Source organism: Alteromonas sp. ABH2_165 (genome assembly GCF_056159945.1).
Window position 1 is genome coordinate 734,229 of the sequence record NZ_JBSWWF010000001.1, and the last position, 24,926, is coordinate 759,154.

General features: G+C 48.7%; 23 protein-coding genes. 8 read left to right on the forward strand and 15 right to left on the reverse strand.

Annotated features, from left to right (window positions below; all coding sequences use genetic code 11):
• Positions 1–79: 79 nt before the first annotated feature.
• Both ACXAFQ_RS03265 and fdhD read right to left on the reverse strand, forming a co-directional pair.
• The gene (locus tag ACXAFQ_RS03265) at positions 80–2,350 is read right to left on the reverse strand and encodes an FdhF/YdeP family oxidoreductase (RefSeq protein WP_474818132.1); all 2,271 of its coding nucleotides are present in this window, start codon (positions 2,348–2,350) and stop codon (positions 80–82) included.
• Positions 2,340–3,122: a formate dehydrogenase accessory sulfurtransferase FdhD gene (fdhD, locus tag ACXAFQ_RS03270; protein ID WP_474818133.1), complete on the reverse strand. Its 783-nt coding sequence runs from the start codon at positions 3,120–3,122 to the stop codon at positions 2,340–2,342. The genes ACXAFQ_RS03265 and fdhD overlap by 11 nt, the downstream gene beginning before the upstream one ends.
• Before the next feature lie 170 nt (positions 3,123–3,292).
• Between fdhD and ACXAFQ_RS03275 the strand changes: the two genes are divergently transcribed.
• Positions 3,293–3,622, forward strand: coding sequence for an MliC family protein (locus tag ACXAFQ_RS03275; RefSeq protein ID WP_474818134.1), 330 nt, complete (start codon positions 3,293–3,295; stop codon positions 3,620–3,622).
• 121 nt (positions 3,623–3,743) lie between these two features.
• On the opposite strand, the gene ACXAFQ_RS03280 is transcribed toward ACXAFQ_RS03275, so the two are convergent.
• The 11 genes from ACXAFQ_RS03280 to ACXAFQ_RS03330 all read right to left on the reverse strand — a co-directional run bounded on the left by ACXAFQ_RS03280 (position 3,744) and on the right by ACXAFQ_RS03330 (position 16,373).
• Positions 3,744–6,554 carry a bifunctional aconitate hydratase 2/2-methylisocitrate dehydratase gene (locus ACXAFQ_RS03280; protein WP_474818136.1) on the reverse strand — a complete coding sequence of 937 codons (2,811 nt, stop codon included), beginning with the start codon at positions 6,552–6,554 and terminating at the stop codon, positions 3,744–3,746.
• Positions 6,555–6,955: 401 nt separating this feature from the next.
• Positions 6,956–8,281, reverse strand: coding sequence for an ATP-binding protein (locus tag ACXAFQ_RS03285; RefSeq protein WP_474818137.1), 1,326 nt, complete (start codon positions 8,279–8,281; stop codon positions 6,956–6,958).
• Positions 8,278–8,952, reverse strand: coding sequence for a response regulator transcription factor (locus ACXAFQ_RS03290; RefSeq protein WP_474818138.1), 675 nt, complete (start codon positions 8,950–8,952; stop codon positions 8,278–8,280). The genes ACXAFQ_RS03285 and ACXAFQ_RS03290 overlap by 4 nt, the downstream gene beginning before the upstream one ends.
• Before the next feature lie 8 nt (positions 8,953–8,960).
• Complete coding sequence (locus ACXAFQ_RS03295) at positions 8,961–9,236, reverse strand: PepSY domain-containing protein (RefSeq protein WP_474818139.1); 276 nt, start codon at positions 9,234–9,236, stop codon at positions 8,961–8,963.
• Positions 9,237–9,411: 175 nt separating this feature from the next.
• A complete protein-coding gene (locus ACXAFQ_RS03300) occupies positions 9,412–9,711 on the reverse strand; it encodes a YciI family protein (protein ID WP_474818140.1) in 300 nt (99 codons plus the stop codon).
• Positions 9,712–9,736: 25 nt separating this feature from the next.
• Positions 9,737–10,543, reverse strand: coding sequence for a tryptophan synthase subunit alpha (gene trpA, locus ACXAFQ_RS03305; RefSeq protein WP_474818141.1), 807 nt, complete (start codon positions 10,541–10,543; stop codon positions 9,737–9,739).
• Positions 10,530–11,723, reverse strand: coding sequence for a tryptophan synthase subunit beta (gene trpB / locus ACXAFQ_RS03310; protein ID WP_474818142.1), 1,194 nt, complete (start codon positions 11,721–11,723; stop codon positions 10,530–10,532). The genes trpA and trpB overlap by 14 nt, the downstream gene beginning before the upstream one ends.
• A 23-nt stretch (positions 11,724–11,746) precedes the next feature.
• A complete protein-coding gene (gene trpCF / locus ACXAFQ_RS03315; RefSeq protein WP_474818143.1) occupies positions 11,747–13,147 on the reverse strand; it encodes a bifunctional indole-3-glycerol-phosphate synthase TrpC/phosphoribosylanthranilate isomerase TrpF in 1,401 nt (466 codons plus the stop codon).
• Positions 13,140–14,174 (reverse strand): anthranilate phosphoribosyltransferase, encoded by a 1,035-nt coding sequence (gene trpD / locus ACXAFQ_RS03320; RefSeq protein ID WP_474818144.1) that lies wholly within the window; start codon positions 14,172–14,174, stop codon positions 13,140–13,142. Before trpD ends, trpCF begins: the two co-directional genes overlap by 8 nt.
• The gene (locus ACXAFQ_RS03325) at positions 14,167–14,781 is read right to left on the reverse strand and encodes an aminodeoxychorismate/anthranilate synthase component II (RefSeq protein ID WP_474818145.1); all 615 of its coding nucleotides are present in this window, start codon (positions 14,779–14,781) and stop codon (positions 14,167–14,169) included. The genes trpD and ACXAFQ_RS03325 overlap by 8 nt, the downstream gene beginning before the upstream one ends.
• Positions 14,781–16,373, reverse strand: coding sequence for an anthranilate synthase component 1 (locus ACXAFQ_RS03330; RefSeq protein ID WP_474818146.1), 1,593 nt, complete (start codon positions 16,371–16,373; stop codon positions 14,781–14,783). Before ACXAFQ_RS03330 ends, ACXAFQ_RS03325 begins: the two co-directional genes overlap by 1 nt.
• Before the next feature lie 267 nt (positions 16,374–16,640).
• On the opposite strand from ACXAFQ_RS03330, the gene ACXAFQ_RS03335 reads away from it, so the two are divergent.
• From ACXAFQ_RS03335 to rluB, 5 genes are read left to right on the forward strand one after another with little or no spacing between them, the layout of a single operon-like run.
• Positions 16,641–17,486: a PHP domain-containing protein gene (locus tag ACXAFQ_RS03335; protein WP_474818147.1), complete on the forward strand. Its 846-nt coding sequence runs from the start codon at positions 16,641–16,643 to the stop codon at positions 17,484–17,486.
• A gap of 12 nt (positions 17,487–17,498) precedes the next feature.
• Entirely contained in the window at positions 17,499–18,119 is a 621-nt protein-coding gene (locus tag ACXAFQ_RS03340) for an L-threonylcarbamoyladenylate synthase (protein WP_474818148.1), read from the forward strand.
• A 42-nt stretch (positions 18,120–18,161) separates the two neighbouring features.
• Complete coding sequence (locus ACXAFQ_RS03345) at positions 18,162–18,995, forward strand: segregation and condensation protein A (protein ID WP_474818149.1); 834 nt, start codon at positions 18,162–18,164, stop codon at positions 18,993–18,995.
• Positions 18,982–19,617: an SMC-Scp complex subunit ScpB gene (gene scpB, locus ACXAFQ_RS03350; RefSeq protein WP_474818150.1), complete on the forward strand. Its 636-nt coding sequence runs from the start codon at positions 18,982–18,984 to the stop codon at positions 19,615–19,617. The genes ACXAFQ_RS03345 and scpB overlap by 14 nt, the downstream gene beginning before the upstream one ends.
• Positions 19,610–20,491 (forward strand): 23S rRNA pseudouridine(2605) synthase RluB, encoded by an 882-nt coding sequence (rluB, locus tag ACXAFQ_RS03355; protein WP_070126760.1) that lies wholly within the window; start codon positions 19,610–19,612, stop codon positions 20,489–20,491. The genes scpB and rluB overlap by 8 nt, the downstream gene beginning before the upstream one ends.
• Here the strand turns inward: rluB and ACXAFQ_RS03360 are convergent.
• A complete protein-coding gene (locus ACXAFQ_RS03360; RefSeq protein WP_474818151.1) occupies positions 20,470–21,258 on the reverse strand; it encodes a type 2 periplasmic-binding domain-containing protein in 789 nt (262 codons plus the stop codon). The genes rluB and ACXAFQ_RS03360 overlap by 22 nt on opposite strands.
• Before the next feature lie 205 nt (positions 21,259–21,463).
• Here ACXAFQ_RS03360 and dkgB point away from each other — a divergent pair, with 205 nt between their 5' ends.
• On the forward strand, positions 21,464–22,267 hold the full coding sequence (gene dkgB, locus ACXAFQ_RS03365; protein ID WP_070126758.1) for a 2,5-didehydrogluconate reductase DkgB: 804 nt from the start codon (positions 21,464–21,466) through the stop codon (positions 22,265–22,267).
• Positions 22,268–22,323: 56 nt separating this feature from the next.
• Here dkgB and ACXAFQ_RS03370 read toward each other — a convergent pair whose 3' ends face one another.
• Positions 22,324–23,250, reverse strand: a complete 927-nt coding sequence (locus tag ACXAFQ_RS03370) for a hypothetical protein (RefSeq protein ID WP_474818152.1) — start codon at positions 23,248–23,250, stop codon at positions 22,324–22,326.
• 313 nt (positions 23,251–23,563) lie between these two features.
• Between ACXAFQ_RS03370 and ACXAFQ_RS03375 the strand changes: the two genes are divergently transcribed.
• The gene (locus tag ACXAFQ_RS03375) at positions 23,564–24,853 is read left to right on the forward strand and encodes a DUF445 domain-containing protein (protein WP_474818153.1); all 1,290 of its coding nucleotides are present in this window, start codon (positions 23,564–23,566) and stop codon (positions 24,851–24,853) included.
• Positions 24,854–24,926: the final 73 nt, after the last annotated feature.

Sequence of the window (24,926 nt, forward strand, 5' to 3'; positions counted from 1 at the left end):
GGTTATCCGTGCGGTAAAGGTTTTGCAACTGCCGCGAAGTGAGCTACATTGTTGATTGAAATAGTAAAGTCCACGCAAGCTATTGAATCACCGCCACAGGCGTAATTTTCACCGGTACTGCTTTTGAGGTGGGGGTGGCGCTCAATTTACCCACACTGTGAAACGGTACCAGTGGATTTGCTTCCGGGTAGTAACTTGCCACATTGCCTTGAGGGATGTCGTAGCTCAGTGCTTTAAAGCGAGTGACCTTGCGGACAACATCGTCGCTCCACACCGTTTCAATATCTACTAGTGCGCCTTCCTGAATATTCAGTCTCGCGAGATCTTCAGCGTTCATGAATACAATATTACGCTCGCCAAATACGCCGCGATAACGATCGTTCATGCCGTAAATCGTGGTGTTGTACTGATCGTGAGAGCGCAGGGTTTGCATTGTGAACACTGGCTGCGACTGCTGTTTAATGCGTGCTAGCACGTCCTCGTTAAACAAATTCTCGGGCAGGGCGTTTGTGTTAAACAGTGCTTTTCCAGCCTGATTTTTCCATTCCCGATTGGCCGCCGCATTGTATAAATGAAAGCCGCCAGGCTGAGCGATTTTCTCGTTCATGTGGTCAAATCCGGGGATCACTTTTGCAATTAAATCACGAATATTGTCGTAATTATCAATCAGCGACTGCCAGTTCACCGGCGTGTTCTCACCCAGGGTATGGGCTGCAATGCGGGCAATGATCTCGGTTTCCGATTTAATGTTATCGCTTTGCGGTTCCGTAGTACCGGTGGAGCCATGTACCATGCTGAAGGTATCTTCTACGGTTATTGCCTGATTACCGCTTGCCTGCATATCGACCTCTGTGCGACCCAGGCAAGGCAGCAGAAGCGCGTCGTGCTTCGCGGTAACATGCGTACGATTGAGTTTGGTGGCAATGCTGACGAGCAACTCGGCGTTGCCTACGCTGGCGGCAGTGAACGGTGTATCTGCATTTGCGGCAACAATATTTCCGCCCAGGCAAATTAACACGCGACTCTGTTTCGCATGCAGCGCTGCCAACATGTCGTAAACCCGGTGCCCGGGTTTTTCAGGTGGGTTAAACCCGAAAGTATCTTTCATGCGCTGATTAAAATCAGGTTTTGGCGATTCCAGAATGCCCATAGTGCGGTTGCCCTGAACGTTACTGTGGCCGCGGACTGGACTCAAGCCTGCTCCTGGCAAACCAAGGGCGCCGGTTAGCAGATGCAAAGAGACGATTTCTTTGATGGTCTCTACCGAATATAAATGCTGGGTAATGCCCATAGCCCAGGTGGAAATGGTTTTTGAAGAGGCGACAAACAGCATTGCCAATTCTTCCAGTACAGCTTTGTCGAGCCCGCTTTGTTGTTCGATAGCTTCCCAACTTGTGCTTTCTACCACGGTTTGGTATTCCGCGAAACCGGCGGTGTGGTCGTTTACGAAGCTGCTATCTATTTTATCTGCGTGGTTGGCGAATATCGCTTTGGCCATACCGCGGGCAACGGCATAGTCACCGCCTAATTTCGGTGATACATAGCGACTGCTGATTTGCACGGTTTCGAAGCCAAGTAACTCGGCAGGCTTTTGCGGGCTTGCAAATTTCTGCAAACCCACTTCCTTCAAATTATTCACCGATACAATAGTGGCGCCACGTTTCGCCGCCGCGCGCAGGGCGTTGAGCATTCGTGGGTGATTAGTGCCTGGGTTCTGCCCATACACGAAAATAGTGTCGGCCAGTGTAAAATCTTTTAGTACTACAGTGCCTTTACCTACACCGATAGATTGGTTCAGCGCGATGCCACTGGCCTCATGGCACATGTTTGAGCAGTCGGGAAAGTTATTGGTGCCGAACGCACGACCAAACACCTGGTAAATAAACGACGCTTCATTACTGGCGCGTCCAGAGGTATACAACTCAAGTTCGTCAGGGGAGTGCAGACTTTTTAATTTTTCGGCGATTAATGCGAAGGCATCATCCCAACTGATAGGCTCGTAGCGATCAGACTGTGCGTTGTAGCGATGAGGATGAGTGAGGCGACCTTGCCCTTCCAGCCAATGGTCAGACTGTTTATTCAACTCACTCACCGTATGTTGAACAAAGAATTCAGGGCCCACAGTGAGTTCTGTTGACTCCCAAGCCACGGCTTTAGCACCATTCTCGCAAAAGCGGAAGGTACCGTCTTTTTCATCGCCCCAGGCGCAACCCGGACAATCAAACCCTTTGTGCTTATTTACCCGGTACAGATTAACCATGTTCTGGCGCACCTGCTTACTCTTGATAAGCTGATTTACGGTGGACTTGATGGAAGGCAGTCCGCCTGCCTTAGTCGATTTAACTGCCATGTTGCTGAACCTTTTGGGAGAAAATTACCGGCTGGTTGTTTCTTGGTAGAAACACCAGATTCAATTTATGCTGCCTGGCAAACGATACTGCCAGTGACGTGGGCGAGGAAAAGCTGACCAATGTGGAAAACCCGGCTATCACCGCTTTTTGTACCAGTTCAGCACCGCAGCGACTGGTTACCACCAGATAGCCTTCCTCAGGGTTATCTATGCGTTTGCGCACAGCACCGATCACTTTATCTAACGCGTTATGACGGCCTATATCTTCCCGACCAAGTATGATGTCATTGTCTGCACCAAAAAGCGCAGCATGCAGCGCCCCCGTTTTGCGGGCCTTTTCCTGATGTGCATCCATCGCTTCTCTGAGCGTGCTGAAGTCACAGACTGGCAAATGATGCCAAGTAGCATGGGTGTTAATTGGCGGAAACGCCTGTTCAAGGGCCGTGTGATTGCAAATACCGCATCCTGCATTGACCCGGGAAAAACGTCGCGCCTTTAACAGATGCTCACGACGGCCGGTAAGGCTGACATTGGCTTCAATCCCGGTTTCATTTCGCTCAATGCGGATATCTTTAATTTCGATGGGGGCGGCAATGATTTGCTCGGTAAGAAAGTAACCGGTAATGAAGTCTTCAATATCATCCGGAGATATCATCATGACAACCAGACTGATATCGTTAACGGAGATCGCCAAAGGCACTTCTTCAACCAGTAGTGAGTCGTCAAAAGGCAACCGGTTGTTGTCGTAAGAAGATGAATCGGATTTAGTCATGGTTGTATGCAAAATGTTCAAACGGCTAAGATGAGCCATACTAGATGAAAATACGGAATGGGCACAGACGTATAAGCAATTCGTCTTTGTTTATGCATAAATAACAAGTGTCCGAAAGCGTCTCAAGTCTGTTGCGGTCAAAACAGGGAAACTAACGTTAGGAGAAATTCGTGAAGCAAAAAACGCTAATTCATGGCATAGCATTGTCAGCCAGTATTTTCTTTCTTTCCGCGTGTGACAGCGGTGCAGAGAAAGAAACCCTTGTCGGACATCCTTACCAATACGACTGTGGTGTTGCCGGTTCAGTGATTTTTCAGGTAGACGGGAACAATAAAGCCATGCTTCAGATTGGAGCAAATGCCATGGTACTCACACCGGGTATCAGTGCTTCCGGAGCCAAATATACGGGCAGCGATGTGGTGTTCTGGAGTAAGGGAAAAGAAGCGACGCTCACCCTTAGTAATGAGGAATATCATTGTGTTGAGATTGACGGGGAGTGATTCTCAGCGTGTAAATTTATAGTCATCGAATTCGAGGACTTTAAAAAATTGCAGAGTTGAATTGCTCATAAAAAAAGCCCCGACAAGTCGGGGCCTTCTATATCGTACTAAGAACCGTTAATTAAACGTTCTTCACCGCTACATCTGCTTCAAACTTAGGCTTAACGGCCAGATCGTCTGAAGGTGGAGCGAATTTGGTCAGGTCGATGCCAGCAACCGCTTGCTTGTACTCTTCTGTAGTTGGGAAGCGACCCAGTACTGTAGACAGTACTACCAGTGGTGTAGAGCCCAGCAGTGATTCACCTTTCTTCTCGCTTGTATCGGCAACAACACGGCCTTGGAACAAACGGGTTGAAGTCGCAATTACTGTATCACCTGGTTCTGCTTTTTCCTGGTTACCCATACACAGGTTACATCCCGGACGCTCAAGATACAGAATGTTATCGTACTTAGTACGTGCAGCTTCTTTCGGCTTAGCATCGTCAAACTGGAAGCCAGCGTATTTCGCCAGAATTTCCCAGTCGCCTTCGGCTTTCAGCTCATCAACGATGTTGTACGTTGGTGGAGCAACAACCAGTGGCGCTTTAAAGCTCACTGAGCCATTCAGTTTCTCCAGGTTACGCAGCATTTGTGCAATGATTTGCATGTCGCCTTTGTGAACCATACAAGAACCTACGAAGCCAAGGTCAACTGGCTTACCGTCGTAGTAAGAAACTGGACGGATAACATCGTGGGTGTAACGCTTAGACACGTCTTCGTTGTTAACGTCTGGGTCAGCAATCATTGGCTCGTCGATTTGGTCGAGGTCAACAACCACTTCTGCGAAGTATTTCGCGTTGTCGTCAGGTGCCAGTGCAGGCTCTTCACCAGACTTGATCTCAGCAATACGCTTGTCTGCCAGGTCGATAAGGCCTTGCAGCATGTTAGCGTCGTTATCCATACCTTTGTTAATCATGATCTGGATACGGCTCTTCGCCAGTTCCAGTGACGCAATCATGGTCTCGTTGTCAGAGATACAGATAGAGGCCTTCGCCTTCATTTCTGCAGTCCAGTCGGTGAACGTGAAGGCCTGGTCAGCCAGCAGTGTACCGATTTGTACTTCGATAACGCGGCCCTGGAACACGTTTTCACCAGAGAACTGCTTGAGCATTTGCGCCTGCGTTGCGTGAACAACATCACGGAAGTCCATATGCTCTTTCATGCTACCTTTAAAGGTTACTTTTACAGACTCAGGAATAGGCATCGCCGCTTCACCTGTAGCCAGTGCCAGCGCAACAGTACCTGAGTCAGCACCGAATGCCACACCTTTAGACATACGGGTGTGCGAGTCACCACCGATGATGATCGCGCGGTCGTCTACAGTGATGTCGTTAAGCACTTTGTGAATAACGTCAGTCATTGCGTGGTAAACGCCTTTAGGGTCACGGGCAGTGATAACACCAAAGTTGTTCATGAAAGACATCAGCTTAGGAATATTAGCCTGCGCTTTCTTATCCCATACTGATGCAGTGTGACAGCCAGACTGATATGCACCATCAACAACAGGAGAGATGGTTGATGCAGCCATAGATTCCAGTTCCTGACAGGTCATAGGGCCTGTGGTGTCCTGAGAACCTACAATGTTCACTTTAACTCGTACGTCAGAGCCAGCGTGCAGTGGAGAATCTGAGTTTACACCTACCGCATTACGGTTGAAGATTTTCTCAACAGCAGTCAGGCCCTGGCCTTCGTGTGATACTTCTTTAGATGGCGCGTAAACGTCTGGTGCAGTGACACCCAAAGTTTCAGCTGCGAAAGTTTGCAGTTGCTTACCGAAAACAACAGCATATGAACCGCCGGCTTTCATGAATTCAACTTTTTGTGGCGTAAACGCGTCAGCAACGTCAGCCAGTTCTTCAGAACCGTTATAAAGCTTCTTCGCTTTGGTATCGATGGTCAGTACCGTACCGGTAGCAACAGAGTACGCTTCTTCCAGTACTGGGTCGCCATTTGCATCGCGAATCACTTCACCATTTTCGTCAGTTTTCTTAACCCAGTTTTTCAGATCCAGACCAATACCGCCGGTTACACCAACGGTTGTCAGAAAGATAGGAGCGATACCGTTAGTACCAGCCACAACAGGGGCTTTGTTTACGAAAGGAATGTACGGGCTGGTAGGCTCGCCGGCCCACAGTGCCACGTTGTTCACACCAGACATACGAGAAGAACCTACACCCATGGTGCCTTTTTCTGCAATCAGCATGACTTTAGCGTTAGGGTGCTTTTTACCTAGCTCAACGATTTCTTGTTGTGCTTCAGGCGTAATCATACATTGGCCGTGCAGTTCACGGTCGGCACGAGAGTGAGCCTGGTTACCTGGAGAAAGCAGGTCAGTAGAGATATCACCTTCAGCCGCGATGTAGGTAACCACTTCAATTTTTTCTGGTACATCAGGTAGCTTGGTGAAGAATTCTGCTTTGGCGTAGCTTTCCAGAATATCTTTAACAATTGGGTTGCCCGCTTTATATGCCGCTTCCAGACGCTCGGTATCTGCATCGTACAGATATACCTGAGTTTTCAATACTTCTGCAGCAGGTTTTGCAACCGCTTCGTCATCAGACAATGCCAGATCCAGTAACACTTCAACAGAAGGACCACCTTTCATATGAGAAAGCAGTTCAAGTGCAAACTCTGGTGTGATTTCTTCTACTTTCTCTTCGCCAAGAACAATTTCTTTCAGGAATTGTGCTTTAACACCCGCTGCGCTAGTGGTGCCTGGCAGCGTGTTGTAAATAAAGAATTTTAAAGAGTCTTCACGGTGCTCGTTAGAAGTATCTTTGATTTGAGCAATAATCTCAGACAGCAGATCAGCACTGTCGATTGGCTTCGGGTTAAGACCTAATTCCTTTTTACGGGTTTCGATCTCTGCCAGATATTCTGAATACAAACTCATAGTGTTCTCTCGGTCTTGGGTTTTTCGGACGTAAAATTAAGACGGTCTTAGCTATACGCGTATAAAAATGAAGGACATATTAACTGATTTTTAGTGTTTACGTAATGTCAGAAAGTGAACCACTGGGCGTATGCAAGCCACTTATGTTAGCGCGATGTTGCATGTCGATTTTTCTTTCCTTTACTCGTAAATTCATTTTTTTATTAATTCATTTAATTTCAGTTGCTTGCATGTTTTGCAAATTCCTTCTGAATAAGAATTGAGCAGATTGGTTTTACCTTTTAAGATAAATTATAGTGTTGTATTTATGGTAAGCATTCATAGTGGTTATGGTTATACCAGTATGAATTCTCAGCATTTAAGGTTATTTTTCACATCTTTACACTGGAAACGGCAGGTTGTTATACCGGAAAAGACAGTGTGATCGCCGCACCGCCGAGGTGGCTGTCTGCGATATCTAACCGCCCCTCGTAAATAGCAACAAGATCAGCAACAACGGCCAAACCAATACCTTGGCCTTCGGTATAGGTATCAAGACGTTCGCCTCGTTCCAACAAGACGTCTTTCTGATCGTCTGGTATGCCAGGCCCATCATCTTCGATGGTGATATGACTCCAACCTTGCTGACGCGATAATGAAACCAATACCCGACTGCTGGCGGCTTTACAGGCGTTATCGACAACATTTCCGAGCATTTCCATTAAATCGGTACCGTCGCCTTCAAACTGGCAACTGGCGTCGCCTTCCCGGGTCAGCGTGAGATCCGCATCGCGATGCACTTTCAGCATAGCACTAAATAGTTTATCTACCACTGGCGCGACATCGACGCTGGCTTGCCAACCAGACTTTGCTGCTGCCGCACGTTTTAACTGACGTTGGATGATGTGATCAATCTGTACCAAAGATTCATAAGCATCATCAGGCAGGGCAGGCGTGCCCATAGCGGCGGCCAGCGGGGTTTTAAGACTATGAGCGAGGTCGCCTAGACTGTTTTTATAACGGCTGCGCTGTTGGGCTTCTGCCTCCAACAAGCGATTGATACTGTTTTTAAGCGGGGTGAACTCAACCGGATAATTGTTATCCAAGGCCGGTTGATGACCGCTTGCCGTTAAACGTATTTCGCGAATAAGGCCGCGAACCGGGGCCAATACCACATTAATACCCACAATCAATAAAATCAGAAGCCCTGCGCTTAGCAACAACAACCATTGCCAAAGGGTATCCAGGTACGCATCCCGTTCAATATTAAACTCTGCACGATTGTTCAGAATATAGAAATGGACGGCTTCAAAGCCTGAATCAGAGGCGAATTCGGCGGTAAAGGCGTAAGAGAAATAACTGTCCATATTAGACAGTGCGCCGCTGTCTTCGGTGACAAATCGTTCATCACCCACGTCAGGCGAAGGCGGCTGAGAAATCACTGCGTTGTTCAATGCCGATGCAGACTTCCAAACCACTTTGTCGCGAAAAATAATCAGCCCGATATAGCCTGAATCGGGCAAATTTAGCTGCTCTTCATACAGTACTTCTGGCATGTAAGGTGTGTCGCCATCTAATTCGAAGGCAGAAACCAGCGCCAGATTCATCAGTTTCAGTTCATTGTGTTTCGCTTGGGTCAGGCTTTCTGTATAGGCCTTGTCGAGGGTAATCACCGTAACAGGGATGAACACAACCAGCGCCACTAAGGCCAATAAAATGCTACGTAAACGCAAAGAAAGGTTGGTCATAGATCCCGATTCAAACGGTAACCGCGGCCACGCAGGGTTTCGATGGGTTTGAGTGAACCATCGGGGTCGAGTTTTTTACGCAGACGGCCAACAAACACTTCAATGACATTACTGTCGAGGTCGAAATCCTGGTCGTATATGTGTTCGGTAAGTTCGGTTTTCGAAACAATTTTCTGCGGGTTTAGCATCAGGTATTCCATTACCTTGTATTCGTACGCAGTTAATTCTAAGCGTTCTTCGTGCAAGGTGATTTCTTCGGCAACCGTATCTAACGAAACCGGACCAAACTGAATGGTGGGGTTCGCCTGACCCGATGAGCGTCGGATAAGTGCTTTCACCCGGGCCAGAAGTTCTTCGTTGTGAAAAGGTTTCGTGAGGTAATCATCGGCCCCGGCGTCCAGGCCTTCTACTTTCTCTTGCCAACGATCTCGGGCTGTGAGAATGAGGATAGGGGTCTTGATATCTTTTTGACGGGCGGTTCGAATAACGTCAAAACCATCAATGCCGGGCAAGCCAATATCAACAATTGCGGCATCGTAACTGACTTCTACGAGTTGATATAAAGCATTATTGCCGTTATCGGCTAAATCTATACTGTAACCATGTTGTTGCAGCAGGCTATCAAGTTGGGTTAGCAGGCGACTGTCATCTTCGGCAATTAAAACACGCATGGTTGGCGTTAGTCCTTTTCTTTTACCGGCTGAACCCGTCCTGTGTTCTTATCCACGTCAACGGAGATCACCCGGCCATTTTTCTTTAACATTTTAACCCGGTATGCAGAGCGGGTCTGATCCACGCGGAGTACACGTCCTTTTACCTGTTGCTGTGCTTTGGCAGCAGCCTGACTGCGGTCTATCTGCTGGGTTGCCTGTTTATCCTGACGCGCGTGTGCTTGCTGCGACAATGGCATTGCCAACAGAAAAACCGCAACGGTCATGATTTTTAAAATATTCATACAGCCTCAACAGGTGAACCAGCACAGGTAAACAATGTTCCTCATGTTGGTATCCTAGCATAACCACGTTAAATGAACATTGCCTGAATCATCCCTGAAGGCAGCTAAACCACGAACATTCATACTGTTAAAAAAACGGGAGCCATTTGGCTCCCATTGTTAAAGGCTGTTGTACTTATGGAAGTACTTTCTTGTAAGGTTTAACCACCACATCGGCATAAACCCCAGCTGCTACGTAAGGATCGGCCTCAGCCCACGCTTTTGCCATCTCTAGCGAGTCGAACTCGGCAACTACCAGTGAACCTGTGAAACCCGCAGGACCCGGGTCGTCGCTGTCGATGGCCGGAAAAGGGCCTGCGATTAATAAGCGACCTTCGTCTTTCAGTGCATTCAAACGCGCAAGGTGATCAGGGCGTGCAGCGAGACGTTTTTCCAGGCTGTTTTCCACATCAGTGGCACAAATCATATAAAACATGAATGATTCCTTTATCTGTTTTCCGCTACTTTGCGGTGGCCGTTTTCATATCGCTAACAAAACGATTCAACGCTTCCAGCATGGTGGGCACGTCGTCGAGGTGATTAGCAATAATGTTCACCGTCGCTGAGCCACTAATGGCGCCTGCGGCACCTGCTTGAATGGCGGTAGTAACTTGGGCTGGGGTTGAAATACCAAAACCAAGAATAGGGGGGGCACATTGGTAGTCAGACAACTTGCTGATCAGCGCTTCTGCAGGCACATCAGCAGCCGTTTCGACACCGGTTACACCTGCGCGACCAAGCAGGTAAGTATAACCGCGAGAGTGTTCACCAATTTGTTGTAACGTTTCTTCAGTGGCGTTGGGTGGCGCAATCAAAATTTGCGCTACACCCGTTTGGTTTGCCACATCCAAGAAAGGTTTTGCTTCGCGTAGGGGCACATCTGCAACCAGAATAGAATCCACTCCCGCGTCTTTTGCCAAGCCGTAGAAATGGTCGATGCCGTGAACGACCACCAGGTTACTGTACAGCAGTAAGCCAATTGGCGTGTCAGGATATTTCGCGCGTACGCGAGCCAACATTTCGAAACACTTACCTGGGGTCACGCCGTTTTCTAGCGCACGAATGGCAGCAGCCTGGATTGTCGGACCATCAGCAATAGGGTCGGAATAGGGAATACCCAATTCCAATGCGTCGGCACCGCTTTCGATTAACTGACAAATGATTTTTTCCGACGTCTCGATATCCGGGTCGCCCACCATCACGAATGGGACAAATGCGCCTTCATTTTTGTCGTTCAGGCGCGCGAACATTGCTTCATAGCGATCCATTGAAATCTTCTCCCAGAATCTTGATCACGTGACCTAAATCTTTGTCACCACGGCCAGAAAGGTTCACCACAATCACGGTTTCCTCGTCTGCTTCATCTGCCATATTCAGCGCGTGAGCCAGTGCATGCGAAGATTCAAGCGCAGGAATGATGCCTTCTTTGCGAGCCAGCAACTGGAACGCGTTCAGCGCTTCTTCGTCAGTTACCGATACGTACTCAGCACGACCGGTTGCCGCCAAATGGGCATGCTGCGGGCCAACAGCTGGATAATCCAAACCGGCAGAGACCGAATAGCTTTCCTCAATCTGGCCTTCTTTATCTTGCATGATGTAGGTGTACGCACCGTGCAGAATACCTTTCGAACCGGTACAGATAGTGGCACCGTGTTCGCCGGTATGCAGGCCTTTACCACCAGGCTCAACACCAATCAAACGCACTGACGGTTCGTCGATGAAGTCAGCAAACATACCAATAGCGTTAGAACCACCGCCAACACAGGCAACGACCGCGTCAGGCAAGCGGCCTTCTTTTTCTAGAATTTGTGCGCGGGTTTCTTCACCGATCATGCGGTGGAATTCACGTACAATGTGTGGGAACGGATGAGGACCCGCCGCTGTACCCAGCAGGTAATGCGCTTTGTCGTAATTGGCAGACCAGTCACGCAAGGCTTCGTTTACCGCATCTTTTAAGGTGCCTGAACCAGCATTAACCGGAATCACTTCCGCACCCATTAAGCGCATACGGAACACGTTAGGTGCCTGACGTTCAACGTCTTTAGCACCCATATAAATACGGCATTTCAAACCCAACAGGGCGCAAGCGAGGGCGGTAGCTGTACCGTGCTGACCGGCGCCGGTTTCGGCGATAACTTCGGTTTTACCCATGCGCTTGGTGAGCAGAGCCTGACCTAACACCTGATTGGTCTTGTGGGCACCGCCATGAAGCAAGTCTTCACGCTTTAGGTAGAGTTTTACTTTCGGGTTGCTAACCAGATTACGGGTTAACGTCATGGCCGTAGGGCGACCTGCGTAGTCTTTTAGCAAAGAGGTGAATTCTTCCTGAAAAGCCGGATCGTCTTTTGCGTCCAGAAAGGCTTTTTCAAGCTGGTCAAGCGCAGGGATCAGCAGTTCAGGCACATACATGCCGCCGAATTCCCCGAATTTTGAATCAAGTTGGTTCATGAATAATCCTGTAGCACTTTCAATTAGTAGCGGCGGGCTGTGGCAAACAACGCCGCCAGCTTTTCTGCAGATTTTTCACCCGGTGCGTCTTCCACGCCCGAGTTCACATCAACGGTGGTCGCGCCGGTTTGCAGGGCGGCCACCAGGTTGTCGGCGTTAATGCCACCGGCAACGATTAATTTTGTTTTATCGCTAATGTTGTTCAACAGATCCCAGTCGAAGGATTTACCGGTACCGCCTTTTTCATTGCCAATTTGGCAATCCAGCAATACGCGGTCAGCGGTGATATCGTCGTTCAGTAATTCAACCACGTTGTCAGGCAGTGAATCGGTTACACCTGCAGCCTGCCAAATTTGGCAGTAGGCCGGTAACTGGGCGCGCAGGGCCAGACGATAGGCACGGTCTTCGTTGCCATGCAGTTGAACCGCATGGAGATGCATACTGGTGGCGGTTTCGACGATGTCAGCGATGGGCTGATCGACAAACACACCCACATAACGACCCGGTGCAGAGTTTACGATAGTTTTCGCCTGTTGCACCGTTACACATCGTTTAGATTTCGGCGCAAAAATTAAACCACCGTAGTTAGCCCCAAGGCTGAAGACTGTTTTGGCATCTTCAACTTTCGTCAGACCGCACACTTTAATGTCGCCGTAAATTAAACCGCGCACTGCGGCAGGCAGGTTCTTCTGCGCCATTAATGCGCTACCGACTAAGAAGCCCTGACAAAGCGTTGAAAGGCGGCGTACATCTACGTGGGTATAAATACCGGATTCTGAAATAACCACGAAATCGTGGGTGGCTTTTTCAAGCATGGGTAACAGCTTTTCAGTGGTAGCCAAATCCGTAGACAGATCTCGAAGATCACGGTTGTTGATACCGATGATTTTGGCTTGTAGCGCAATGGCGCGAACCATTTCTTCTTTGTTACTGACTTCGGTAAGAATATCCAGCGACAGAGCGTCGGCAAGGGTTGCCAGTTCACGGTATTCGTCGTCGCTTAACACACTCAGCATTAGCAGAATGGCATCGGCATTATAATGACGGGCCAAATAGACCTGATACGCCTCGACAAAAAAATCTTTGTTCAGTACAGGTTGTTCAACGCGTTCGGTAACGTAGGCAAGATATTCGAAACTTCCTTGGAAATACTTTTCGTCAGTGAGCACCGAGATGCCCGCCGCATGGGGTTTATAGGCCGCGAGAATTTCGTCCAAATCGAATACCGGGCGAATGAGGCCTTTTGAGGGGGACGCTTTTTTGCACTCAAGAATAAAACCGGCATTAGGCTGGCTCAGGGCATCGAATAAACTTTTCTTCGACGGCGTCAGTGAATCCTTAAACGATTCCAGTGGTTTTGCCGCCTTGAGGGCATCAATTTCTACGCGCTTATCGGCAACAATGCGTTCTAACACATTACTCATCGGTACTACTCTCCTGATGACTGATTTCAGCTACTGCATTTAATGTGGTTAAGGGCTTACCCTGGCTCATCGCGTCCATGGCCATTTCCGCGCCTTCTTTAAAACTGGTAACGGTGTCAGTTAATTTCAACAAGGCACCACAGTTCATCGCGATAGCGGCGCGGTGGGCTTCCTCGCCTTCACCGGCCAAAGCAGCTTCCACCATCTTGCGGTTATCTTCTGGTTCACCGCCAGCAATGGCTTCAAGGGGATAGGTCGGCAAACCAAAGTCTGCTGGGGTGACGGTGAGCGAACGTAAGTCGCCGTGCTCAAGGTCAATAATTTGCGATTCACCATGCAAAGCCAGTTCATCTAATCCGGCGCCGTGTACAATCATGGCGCGATGCTGACCTAACAACATTAATGTACGGGCATAAGGTTCCAGCAAATCCGGCGAATACACACCAAACAAGCCGTGGCTCGGCCCGGCAGGATTGGCCAAGGGGCCAAGAATATTAAAAATAGTGCGGGTTTTCAGCGCGGCGCGGACGGGCGCGGCATGTCGCATTCCGGAGTGATAAACCGGTGCGAACAGAAAGCAGAAGTTAGCATCATCCAAACATTTTCGCGCAGTTTCCGGACTTATTTCTAAATTAATACCGAACTGGCGGAAAATATCCGCCGAGCCGGATTTACTCGACACACTGCGATTACCGTGCTTAGCGACTTTCACACCGCAACTCGCGGCAACCACGCCCGCAGCGCTGGAAATATTGATCGTGTGATGGCCATCACCACCGGTACCTACGATATCAGCGAAGGCGTAATCCGGCGTTGGAAACGGCAGTGCGTTGGACACCATGGCACTGGCGGCACCCGCGATTTCGTTCGGTGACTCACCGTTTAGTTTCAGTGCAGTGAGTACGGTAGCGAGAATCGTTTCAGGTTGCTCACCATGCATAATGCTGTTGAACAAAGAAAACGATTGAGCCTGACTCAGGTGCTCTTTGGCAAACAGAGCTTCAAGTGCAACTGACGCATCATACATGTTCGATTTCCTTGTCGGTTAAATAGTGGATACTTTGCAATAACAGCTTACTGCCGTCGGCTGTGAGTATGGACTCAGGATGGAACTGGAATCCCAGCATTTTATCTTCAGGGTGATACACCGCCATGGTGTTATCGCCGAAGCTAGCAATGGTTTCAAGGCCATCTGGCAGTGAAGTGGCAACCAGTGAGTGATAGCGCGCTACGTGCAGCGGCTGCGCTAATCCCGCAAACATAGCATCACCGCTATGGGTAATGGGCGATGATTTACCATGCATCACCTCACGGGCACGGTCTACCACGCCGCCGTAGTGATTCACAATGGCCTGATGGCCCAGGCAAATGCCTAATACCGGGAATACGCCCTGTACCTTTTTCAGTAGAGCAGGCATACAACCAGCTTCATGAGGTGCACCGGGCCCGGGTGATAATAATAGCAGCACCGGCGACTGTTCTGCTTCCTTTTGCATGCGCTGGAATAGCATGTCTGCATCGACGGTGTTGCGATATACAATAATGTGTAAGTCCAGCGCCCGCAATTCATCTACCAGGTTATAAGTAAACGAGTCTACGTTATCGAGAAGAAAAACAGTGATTTTGTCGCTCATTATTTCTCTCCTGTGTTGAGTGCGCGGCGAACAGCATTAATCACCGCCTGCGCTTTTGTTCGGGTTTCATCGGCTTCTGACTGCGGATCGGAATCATAAACCACGCCAGCACCAGCCTGAATATAGGCGCGGTCGTTTTTTACGAAGGCGGAGCGTATCACAATACAGGTGTCCATATCGCCGTTTCCGTTCAGATAACCCACAGCGCCGCCGTAACTGCCGCGACGTTTTTTCTCTACGCCACGAATGAGCGATGCCGCACTGACTTTGGGTGCGCCTACCAGTGTGCCCATGTTCATACAGGCTTGATAAGCATGCAGCGCATCGAGGTCGTCGCGAAGTTGGCCAACCACGCGGGATACCAAGTGCATCACATGAGAATAGCGATCGACTTTTAGTAAGTCTTTGACATAGCGTGTGCCAGGACGGCTTACCTTGGCCACGTCATTACGGGCCAGGTCGACCAGCATGATGTGTTCCGCTTTTTCTTTGTCGTCTTCACGAAGGTTTAACTCAATGCGGCTGTCTAGATCCGGATCGATTTCGCCATTCGGACGTTTGCCGCGAGGGCGGGTGCCCGCGATAGGGTAAATTTCTACCTGGTTAGTCTGGGTTTCATATTTAATGGCTGACTCGGGCGATGCGCCAAATATCGTGAAATTTTCATCTTTCATGTAGAACATGTAAGGACTGGGGTTACTGATTTTCAGTTGGGCGTAAGCAGCAATGGGGTCGGGACAAGGAAGCGAAAACGTACGGGAAGGAACCACCTGGAATATGTCGCCGGAAAGAATGTGTTGTTTGAGGTTAATCACATCTTCGGCGTAGGCAGCATCGTCCTTGTCGACATCCACATCCGTGGAATCAGGCTGGGCGTGGACGTCGGCCTCCGGTGCTGCCGGAATGTCCTGTAAGCGCGCCTGCAATTTTTCTAATCGCTGAGCAATGTCGAAGTAGCTCTGCGCCACATTGGGACCACTGAATACACTGCCGACGAGGTGCGTTTCTTTTGTCTGATGATCCACCGTGAGTAAGGTTTCTGCCAGATAAAACACATAGTCAGGGCAATCATTCTCGCCGTCTGGCACGTCGGGTAGCTGCTCGAAGGTCGCCAGCAAGTCATAGGCAAAAACACCACCTAAGAATACCGCGTGTGGATGCTGGCGTAGTGGGGTGATTTGTTTCACTAGCATGCGCAGACCATCGAATACGCTTGCGGCTTTTAATCGCGAATCTTCATCCAATGATGAGTCAGCAGCATGACAGGTAAGGGTAACAGTAACGCCGTCTCGTACTACATCCATGCCCTCTGGTCGCTGGGCTTCAATCAGTGGCAATACCGATTCACCGTTTGGGGTGAGGGCGGTGCAAATAACCTGATTACCACGACATACCAGCCGCATGGCGGCGTCTACCATTAACAGACTCTGCAGGTCGTCTTTGCTTTCAATTTCTGCTGATTCCAACAGCAGTGCGTTCGATTTGTCGGCGCACAGGAAAGTGAAGGCGGCCAGCGGGTCGTTTAGATATTGCCCCGACTGCTCGATGGTTTCCACTTTGCCTGGTTGTGTGCCCAGTTCCGCTAAACTCATTGTCGCAAATTCTCCAACTGCGATTAAAAAAAAAGGCCCGTAAAACGGGCCTTTATTGTGTTCTTTCACGCACTCACGCGTACACCGCCCGTTAATTCAGGGAGTGCCACCACCAAACTGCATTGATTTTTTTGCTGATTGATAATTGATTACGCATGATTTCTCTGTTTGAAACTTCGATAGGCATCGAAGTCGTTAGTACGTATAATATGCCCTATAGAAGAAAACAAAATTGAAGTTGTGTCAACCGGAAATTTGCATAAGACATTGAAAATCGATCTACATAGTCACACCAAACATTCAGACGGTCACCTCACTCCCGAGGAATTGATTCTGCGCGCGCACAACATGCAAGTGGATGTGTTGGCCATCACTGACCACGATACACTGGCCGGATTACCCGAAGCGCACGCGGCACAAGCAAAGCAAAAACGGGCCTTGACCATCATCAATGGTGTTGAAATTTCCACCGCCTGGCACGGGTTTGATATTCATGTGGTGGGGCTAAACGTTGATGTAGATGATGAGGTGCTGAAAGCCTTTCTGCAGAATCAGGCGGATATTCGTCGTGAACGGGCGCTTAAAATTGGTGAAAAACTGCAAAAGTGTGGTTTTGATGGCGTAACTGAAAAAGCGTTTGCCATTGCAGGTGTTGGGCAGGTGACCCGTGCACACTTTGCGCGCGTATTAGTGAATGAATACGGTGTGGCAACCATGGATGCCGCATTTAAGAAGTATCTTGGAAAAGGAAAACGCGCGGCAATCAAAGCTGTCTGGCCTGAGATTAAGCAGGCTGTTACCCACATTCGCGCTGCTGGCGGACAAGCCGTTCTCGCTCACCCGGCGCATTACGATATGACAGCAAAATGGTTGCGACGCTTGGTTGCTGAGTTTGCCAGTTATGGTGGCGATGCTATCGAAACCGCCTTCCCGGGCATCAATCCTGACAAGCAAAAACTCATCAACGAACTTGCCAGCGAGCATAATTTGCTGGCGTCAGCGGGCTCCGACTTCCATTTTCCATCACGGTGGACAGAACTAGGAAGGAATCTGGGCATTTCATCCAGCCTTACGCCTGTGTGGCACGACTGGTCCTTTGCCGCCCACCCCTAACAGGACATTATCATGAGTCAGTTTTTTTATATTCATCCTGAAAATCCGCAGCAACGTCTGCTAAATCAGGCGGTAGAAATCATTCACCAGGGCGAAGTCATTGTTTATCCCACCGATTCCGGTTACGCCATTGGCTGTCAGATGGACGATAAAAAGGCGTTGGAGCGTCTGTGTCAAATTCGTCAGATAAAAAATGAACACCAGTTTACCCTGATGTGTCGGGATATGTCGGAACTGTCTAACTACGCCAAAGTAGATAACCTGGCGTTTCGTCAAATTAAGAACAATACACCGGGGCCCTACACGTTTGTGTTCAAGGCCACCAGTGAAGTGCCAAAGCGTTTGCAAAATCCGAAACGTAAAACCATTGGTATTCGAGTGCCTGATAACATTATTGCGCTTAAACTGCTGGAAACACTGGGTGAACCGCTGATGTCTACGTCGCTGATCTTGCCAGGCAATACCATGGCAGAATCAGACCCGGACGAAATTCGCGACAAACTGGAAAAGCAAGTGGGCTTAATTATCCACGGTGGCTATCTGGGCGAGCAGCCTACGACAGTCGTGGATTTTTCTGATGGCGAAGCGCAGATCATTCGTGAAGGCAGCGGTGATACCTCGCCGTTTTTATAAGCTAGACCACGGGCAGATAAAGGACTATTTACGGTAGTACTCATGGCAGAAGAGCAACAGGAACCGGTAGTTTCCACGCCTATACAGCAGCCGTTACCGCTGGCGTTCATCAACGGTGAAGCGGTAATTGAAAAGCCGGAGGATTTATATATCCCGCCGGACGCGCTGGAAGTTATTCTGGAAACCTTTGAGGGGCCGCTGGACTTACTCCTGTACCTTATTCGTAAGCAGAAATTCGATATTGTCACATTGCCCGTGGCTGCTATTACTGTGCAGTACATGGAATATGTTGAGGTGATGAAAACCCTCAAGCTGGAACTGGCGGCGGAATATCTGCTAATGGCGGCGATTCTGGCGGAAATTAAATCCCGTTTGCTATTACCTCGTCGAAGTGACGAAGAGGATGATGAGGAAGATCCACGGGCCGAACTCATACGCCGTTTGAAAGAATATGAAGCGGTAAAAGAGGCGGCGCAAACACTGGATGAGCAGCCACGCATGGAGCGAGACGTATTCGCCATTAAAGCCGATGTGGCTGAGAGTGTGCAGCCGTTGCGTATCGAACCGGATGTGTCGTTGCAGGAAATTGTACTGGCATTTAGTCATGCCATGAAACGGGCGGCGGCTTTTGAGCATCATACCATTGAGCGTGAAGCCTTGAGCACCCGGGAGAGGATGAGTCAGATCCTCGCACAGGTAAACAGCGAAACTTACACCCCCCTGGATGCATTGTTTACTTTTGAAGAAGGCCGTGCCGGTGTGGTGGTTTCGTTCCTGGCCATTCTAGAATTAGTTAAAGAACAGCTTTTATTGTGTGTTCAGACAGGACCCTTTGCCAGAATTCATGTAAAATTAGGCCGTCATGAAGAAGATTAATAAAAACCAGCTTAAACAGCTGGTGGAAGCGGCCTTATTTGTCGCCGACAGCCCAATGACGAAGCTGGCATTGCGGGATACCGTATTGGCGGAATTTACCGTGAGCGAGCGGGCGCTCAATGAAGTGCTGAAAGAGTTGGTGTTGGATTATCAGCCCCGGGGCATTCAACTGGTAGAAGTGGCCAGTGGTTACCGCTTTCAGTCATTGGATAGTTTAAGCCCTTGGCTTAGCCGGATGTGGCAAGAATCAGCCCCGCGTTATTCCCGGGCCATGCTGGAAACACTCGCTTTAATTGCATATCGACAGCCGATCACCCGGGGGGAAATTGAAGCCGTTCGGGGTGTGGCTGTCAGTAGTAATATCATCCGCACGCTCAAGGAGCGCGAATGGATAAAAGTGGTAGGGCATAAAGAGGTCCCTGGCAGACCGTCGCTATACGCCACTACCCGACAGTTTTTAGATTATTTTTCGTTAAAATCGTTGGCCGACTTACCCAGCTCTGAAGTTTTTGAAGCGCTGGACGACAACGAGCCGTCACCGTCGACGGCAACACTGGAGGCACCGTCTGAATCAGACCGTGCGATTGAAACCGCTAACATGAAGCGAGAAGAAAATGAGTGAAAAGTTGCAAAAAGTATTGGCTAATCAGGGCCTGGGTTCACGTCGGGAAATGGAGCGCTGGATTGACGCCGGTCGCGTTTCCGTAGACGGTAAAGTGGCTACCTTAGGTGACCGCGTTGAACCTACCCAGCAAATCCGTGTGGATGGACATCTGTTATCTCGCCAAACGGAAAAGCCAGTATGCCGTGTACTCATGTATAACAAGCCTGAGGGCGAATTGTGTAGTCGTCACGATCCGGAAGGCCGTGCAACAGTATTTGAACGTCTCCCGGCTATTCGCGTGGGCCGCTGGATTGCCGTGGGCCGACTCGATATTAACACCAGTGGTCTGCTTTTATTCACTAACGATGGGGAGCTGGCTAACCGGCTTATGCACCCGAAATGTGAAGTTGAACGTGAATATGCTGTACGTGTTTTTGGTGAAGTATCCGGTAAAACGCTGAAAACGCTCACTGACGGTGTTGAATTGGAAGATGGTAAAGCCAAGTTCACCACCATCGTGCCCCGTTCTAACTCAGTGAACGACGAAGACAGCATGAACAAGTGGTACAACGTGACCTTGTCAGAAGGGAAGAATCGTGAAGTGCGTCGACTGTGGGAATCACAGGATGTGCAGGTAAGTCGCCTGATGCGGGTACGTTACGGACCGGTTGAACTGCAGAAGCGCCTGCCTCAGGGCGCGTGGGTAGAGTTGCCATTAGCTGAACTCAATTCGCTGCGTAAATTGGTACAACTCGACGAAGAAACCCAGACTATGGTGGACGTTCGCCAGGGTAAACTGGATCATGCCCGTCTTACCCGTATGCGTCGCTCGGTGAAAAAACACCGTGCACGCCAGTCACATCAACGCAATCAGTCAGCTAATTCCGACTGATGTTTTGCGGCGGGCCTGATAACACAGGCTCGTCCGTTATCTAAACCATGGCGGCGAGCAATTTGCGCAATCATGCCGCGATGTGTCTTAAGAAATTCGTCCAATTTCTCCAACATAGCAGGATACTGCTCGCTGGAAATCCGTAGACTACTCTTCTTGTCTGGAATATGCGCAGACGAAACCAACTGATTTTGCGCCACATTAAGTTGTTTTGTGGCTTCGCTGAGTGCTTCAGCATCGGTCAATATGCCATCGACGTGGTGTGATAAAAGCGCCTCGATCATACTTGCTGTGTCGTCGAATCGAATGATTTTGGTGTAACCTTTTATCTCTTGCTCTGACCACTCTCGGGACACAGGTAAATCTTTAATCACACCTAACCGGGTAACGTCTTCAACTCGCATCCATTGATTCTGCGGTAAAAACCGTGTGGTCTCACACACACCTACCACCGGCTGGCTGTAAAATAGCGGGCTCTTCGCTGCTGTCCAACGAGGATGATCAGGAAATCTGAAGTCGATGGTGCTGTCGTTAAACCAACGGTCATAATCCACGCTGTTTAACGAAACGTATTCAACTTCAATGCCTTCTTCCAGAGAAAAAGCTGATAGTACGGCATCAAGCAGTGGCTGATATTTACTGCCATTTATGGGATAGGTTTGACCGCTGCTGACATCCCCAATACCAACAAAAAATGTGTCTTTGTTGGCGGCCTGTAGGGGCTGGCTGAGAAACGCTAGACAAATCAGAGAGAAGGCGCGACGCATCAGAAAACTCCGTTGGTATTCAACTTTAGTCGTAATGAAAGTCTAGCAATCGGCCATTTTATTTTCGATGACACGGTTGACTGCAACGTATGAGTAAAAATACCTAATGCAACGGTGTTGTAATCCGGAACGCATTTCATGCCGTAACCATCCCCGAAACAAGCCGTTTCCATGTTGATAAATTTAAACGAAACAGGAGAATGTTATGCAATCGATGCCGCAACTAGGCGTTGGCACGTTTCGTCTGGAAGACGATGTTGCAAGAAAAACGGTCACGGATGCACTTTCTATCGGTTTCTGCCATATCGATACTGCGCAGTTCTATGGCAATGAAGAGGCCATTGGCGATGCTATTCAAACTGCGGGTATAAACCGCGAAGAGCTGTTTGTGACCACAAAAGTATGGCACGACCATCTCGATCAAGGTTCGTTTATCCCCTCTGTGCATGAGAGCCTGAACAAACTGAAAATGGCGTATGTTGATCTGTTGCTTATCCACTGGCCTTCACCGAACGATCACATCCCCATGGAAAATTATCTGGCTTCGCTGAAGCAAGCTAAAGAAGAGGGACTGACACGACATATTGGTGTGTCTAATTTCACCATGGCACAAATTGATAAAGCCGTTGAGATCCTGGGTGAGGGAGAAATCCTGACAAACCAGATTGAACTGCATCCGTTTATGCAAAACCGTCAGGTGGTTGAGCATTGTAAAGAGAAGGGTATCAGCGTAACCGCGTACATGCCATTTGCTGTTGGCAAGGTCATGAAAAATGACGAACTACTCAATATTGCCGCAGCACATGGCGCCAATCCTGCGCAGGTAGTGCTGGCATGGATGGATGCCAAAGGTATTCATGCGATTCCGTCTTCTACTAACAAAGACCATTTGCAGGCTAATTTCGATTATACCCAGGTTCGCTTATCTGATGAGGATATTCAGCGTATTGACGATTTAGACAATGGTGAACGTATCGTTAGCCCTGACTTTGGGCCAAAGTGGGATTGATAAAATCAACCTAAAAAATAAGCAGCGTAACGCTGCTTATTTCTTATTAATCGTGACTAACCACATGCATATTCGTAGAAAACAAGTTTTTCGCCATTTACTATTCGTGGGTTTCTACTACTAACGCGGCACGTTTCCTTTTCAGCAGACCACAGCATATTACCGTAGGAGAGGACAATTGTTTCGCCGTTGCGAGGCTCTTTAAATCTGAGTGTGTCCATTACGAACTTTTCTTTTGTCAAAGGTATTGCATTCAGGTCAGCATCTCTGCCACTCAGAATAATAAATTTTTCTCTGACAAAATCTGGGAAAGTGTTTATTCTGCCGTTGTACGTCATGAGTCGCTTTTCGTCATAAAAATTTATCCGGATAACAAGTCCCATATCATTGACATCGGGTCTGGCAACTGCACCAGTTAGTTGCCGGGTAAATCGACGAAAGACATCATTGTCGGCATCCATTAAATAATCAAACGCATCATTGCGGAATGAGCTCCTGGACATGAACGTATAGGGGTCTCCCAATACATTTATCTCACTGATCGCTTCATCTCTGACTGGACTAACCTTGCTGTCGACGGGTCTGCCAACATAGTCTGTTTCTGAAATGGATTCCGTAAAGAGCGATGTTGACTTGCTCTGGATCATCGACCGAAACGTTTTATAGAAATTAAGGATAAGTGCTACATCGTGATGTTCATCAGCAGTTAATGCGACTTCGCTTATCAGACTTTTACTATTCCCCGAAATTCCTTTGTGAGAAATGAGTTCGAATTTCGTAGCTGCCGCGTTTTTAAAATCAAACACGATGACATACTCATCATCAGAGTGCTGACTATACGCGCCGGCTTTGGATTCCTTCTGATTAAAATTACATCCATTACACGTCAGTGTTTCCAGTGCGGCAAATGCATTATTTGTCGGTAATGCCATACAGAAAAAGGCGACCAGAAACGTCAATTTCATTTGTATCGAGAAATTCATTTTTATCCTTAAAGCTGAATTGTTTGATTTTAAGGTAGCGTCGGTATTACGGTGAGCAATGGCAGAATTAACTAAATGGCCTGTTTAAGCATCCTCGTTTGTGAAACCAACCCGTTTTAATTCTAAACTGCTAACTCAATGCTTTACCCATCACTTATTTGTAGCAACAGACTAACATATGTTGTTGAACCAGAAAGCCTTCATTGTCATACCAATGTCACGAGGGGCGGGTTGCAACTGGTCTCGCCGGTAAAGTTAAAAATAGCCATAACGGACAGTGTCGTACAATAAACGACATAAAGGAACAGAGCTTTTGGATAACAAACATCTATTATTGAATCGGGCCAAACGCATTGCGCTTCTCTGGCTAATTGGTGCTGCCTGCATTTTTCTACTTGCCACCATCGCAGAGCATCGCCAATGGCTGACGCCCTGGCCAACCTGGGCGGCACTCATCAAGATGGCAGCCGAGGCCGCGCTGGTAGGCGGCCTGGCCGACTGGTTTGCGGTGTCGGCGCTGTTCCGGCCAATTCCTGCGCGCTTTCCTATTCCTCATACCAACATTGTTGCAAACAACAAAGCGGCAGTCGCGAACAATCTGTCGCATTTCGTAAAGGATAAGTTTTTCAACGAAGAAGCCATTACCCGGCTGGTGAACGATGCGAAACCCGCTCAGGGCATGGCACGATGGCTCCGGCAGCCTGATAATGCTTACAGGCTGAGCCGCTTCTTCAGCCGCAGCCTTGCTGGTGTGGTGAACACACTGGATGATAAGCCTATTCAGGACATGCTGGTAAAAGGTGTAAAGCGAGCCGTTGGCAAAATTGATTTTACGCCGATGGCGGCTGGTACGTTGCGGGTGCTCACAAAAGAACAACGTCACCAGGAGGTGCTTGATCAACTGCTGGTGAAAATCGCAGATATTGCCCAGCGGGAAGAAAGCCAGGCGTTTATTGCCGACAAACTTTATAGTTGGTTAAAGCTTGAGTATCGTCGGCTTGAAAAAATATTGCCTACGACCTGGCTGAGTGAACAGGGGGCTGACATCGCATCAAAAGCACTAATCAGTATTCTGGCTGATATTGCTGAAGATCGGGAGCATCCGTTGCGGTTAAGCTTCGATCGTCAGCTAAACGAATTTGCGCAGCGGATGGAATCTGACCCAGCCATGGCTGAAAAGATGGCGAGTATCAAAGCCCGGCTATTAGAAAACGATGCACTGCAAGATTATCTGATTCAGGTGTGGGGAGATGTCAAAGTCTGGTTGATTAAAGACGTTGCTAAGCCAGAGGGCGAATTCGCAAAGCGGGTTTCTCACGCGCTGCAGGAAGTGGGGCGCTCTATTGAAAATGACAGTAAACTGGCTGACGCCGTCAATTTGCATATTTCTGAAGCCGGCCGTGCCATGGCACCGGAACTAGCCGACTTCCTTACTGAGCATATCCGCAAAACGATTTTGGCCTGGGACGACAAGCAGATGGCCGAACAGATTGAGCTGAATATTGGTAAAGATCTGCAGAAAGTGCGTATAAACGGTACACTGGTTGGTGGTTTAATTGGTGCCTGCCTGTTTCTCATTGAGCGGGCTATCAGTCTGTTCTAGCAATACTTTCACCGCGTTTTTTTGTTTTTTGCCTGCAGCCATGTGACACTCATCTTCAGCTCAAATCAAATTA

Excerpts from the sequence above, each read along its gene's own strand:
- ACXAFQ_RS03340 (WP_474818148.1), top strand. The coding sequence starts at position 17,499 with ATGAGTCAGTTTTTTTATATTCATCCTGAAAATCCGCAGCAACGTCTG.
- ACXAFQ_RS03345 (WP_474818149.1), top strand. The coding sequence starts at position 18,162 with ATGGCAGAAGAGCAACAGGAACCGGTAGTTTCCACGCCTATACAGCAG.
- trpA (WP_474818141.1), bottom strand. The coding sequence starts at position 10,543 with ATGGATCGCTATGAAGCAATGTTCGCGCGCCTGAACGACAAAAATGAA.
- dkgB (WP_070126758.1), top strand. The coding sequence starts at position 21,464 with ATGCAATCGATGCCGCAACTAGGCGTTGGCACGTTTCGTCTGGAAGAC.
- rluB (WP_070126760.1), top strand. The coding sequence starts at position 19,610 with ATGAGTGAAAAGTTGCAAAAAGTATTGGCTAATCAGGGCCTGGGTTCA.
- ACXAFQ_RS03360 (WP_474818151.1), bottom strand. The coding sequence starts at position 21,258 with ATGCGTCGCGCCTTCTCTCTGATTTGTCTAGCGTTTCTCAGCCAGCCC.
- ACXAFQ_RS03280 (WP_474818136.1), bottom strand. The coding sequence starts at position 6,554 with ATGAGTTTGTATTCAGAATATCTGGCAGAGATCGAAACCCGTAAAAAG.
- scpB (WP_474818150.1), top strand. The coding sequence starts at position 18,982 with ATGAAGAAGATTAATAAAAACCAGCTTAAACAGCTGGTGGAAGCGGCC.
- ACXAFQ_RS03295 (WP_474818139.1), bottom strand. The coding sequence starts at position 9,236 with ATGAATATTTTAAAAATCATGACCGTTGCGGTTTTTCTGTTGGCAATG.
- ACXAFQ_RS03325 (WP_474818145.1), bottom strand. The coding sequence starts at position 14,781 with ATGAGCGACAAAATCACTGTTTTTCTTCTCGATAACGTAGACTCGTTT.
- ACXAFQ_RS03265 (WP_474818132.1), bottom strand. The coding sequence starts at position 2,350 with ATGGCAGTTAAATCGACTAAGGCAGGCGGACTGCCTTCCATCAAGTCC.
- ACXAFQ_RS03370 (WP_474818152.1), bottom strand. The coding sequence starts at position 23,250 with ATGAATTTCTCGATACAAATGAAATTGACGTTTCTGGTCGCCTTTTTC.
- ACXAFQ_RS03285 (WP_474818137.1), bottom strand. The coding sequence starts at position 8,281 with ATGACCAACCTTTCTTTGCGTTTACGTAGCATTTTATTGGCCTTAGTG.
- trpD (WP_474818144.1), bottom strand. The coding sequence starts at position 14,174 with ATGTATGATGCGTCAGTTGCACTTGAAGCTCTGTTTGCCAAAGAGCAC.
- ACXAFQ_RS03300 (WP_474818140.1), bottom strand. The coding sequence starts at position 9,711 with ATGTTTTATATGATTTGTGCCACTGATGTGGAAAACAGCCTGGAAAAA.
- fdhD (WP_474818133.1), bottom strand. The coding sequence starts at position 3,122 with ATGACTAAATCCGATTCATCTTCTTACGACAACAACCGGTTGCCTTTT.
- ACXAFQ_RS03290 (WP_474818138.1), bottom strand. The coding sequence starts at position 8,952 with ATGCGTGTTTTAATTGCCGAAGATGACAGTCGCCTGCTAACCCAACTT.
- ACXAFQ_RS03330 (WP_474818146.1), bottom strand. The coding sequence starts at position 16,373 with ATGAGTTTAGCGGAACTGGGCACACAACCAGGCAAAGTGGAAACCATC.
- trpB (WP_474818142.1), bottom strand. The coding sequence starts at position 11,723 with ATGAACCAACTTGATTCAAAATTCGGGGAATTCGGCGGCATGTATGTG.
- trpCF (WP_474818143.1), bottom strand. The coding sequence starts at position 13,147 with ATGAGTAATGTGTTAGAACGCATTGTTGCCGATAAGCGCGTAGAAATT.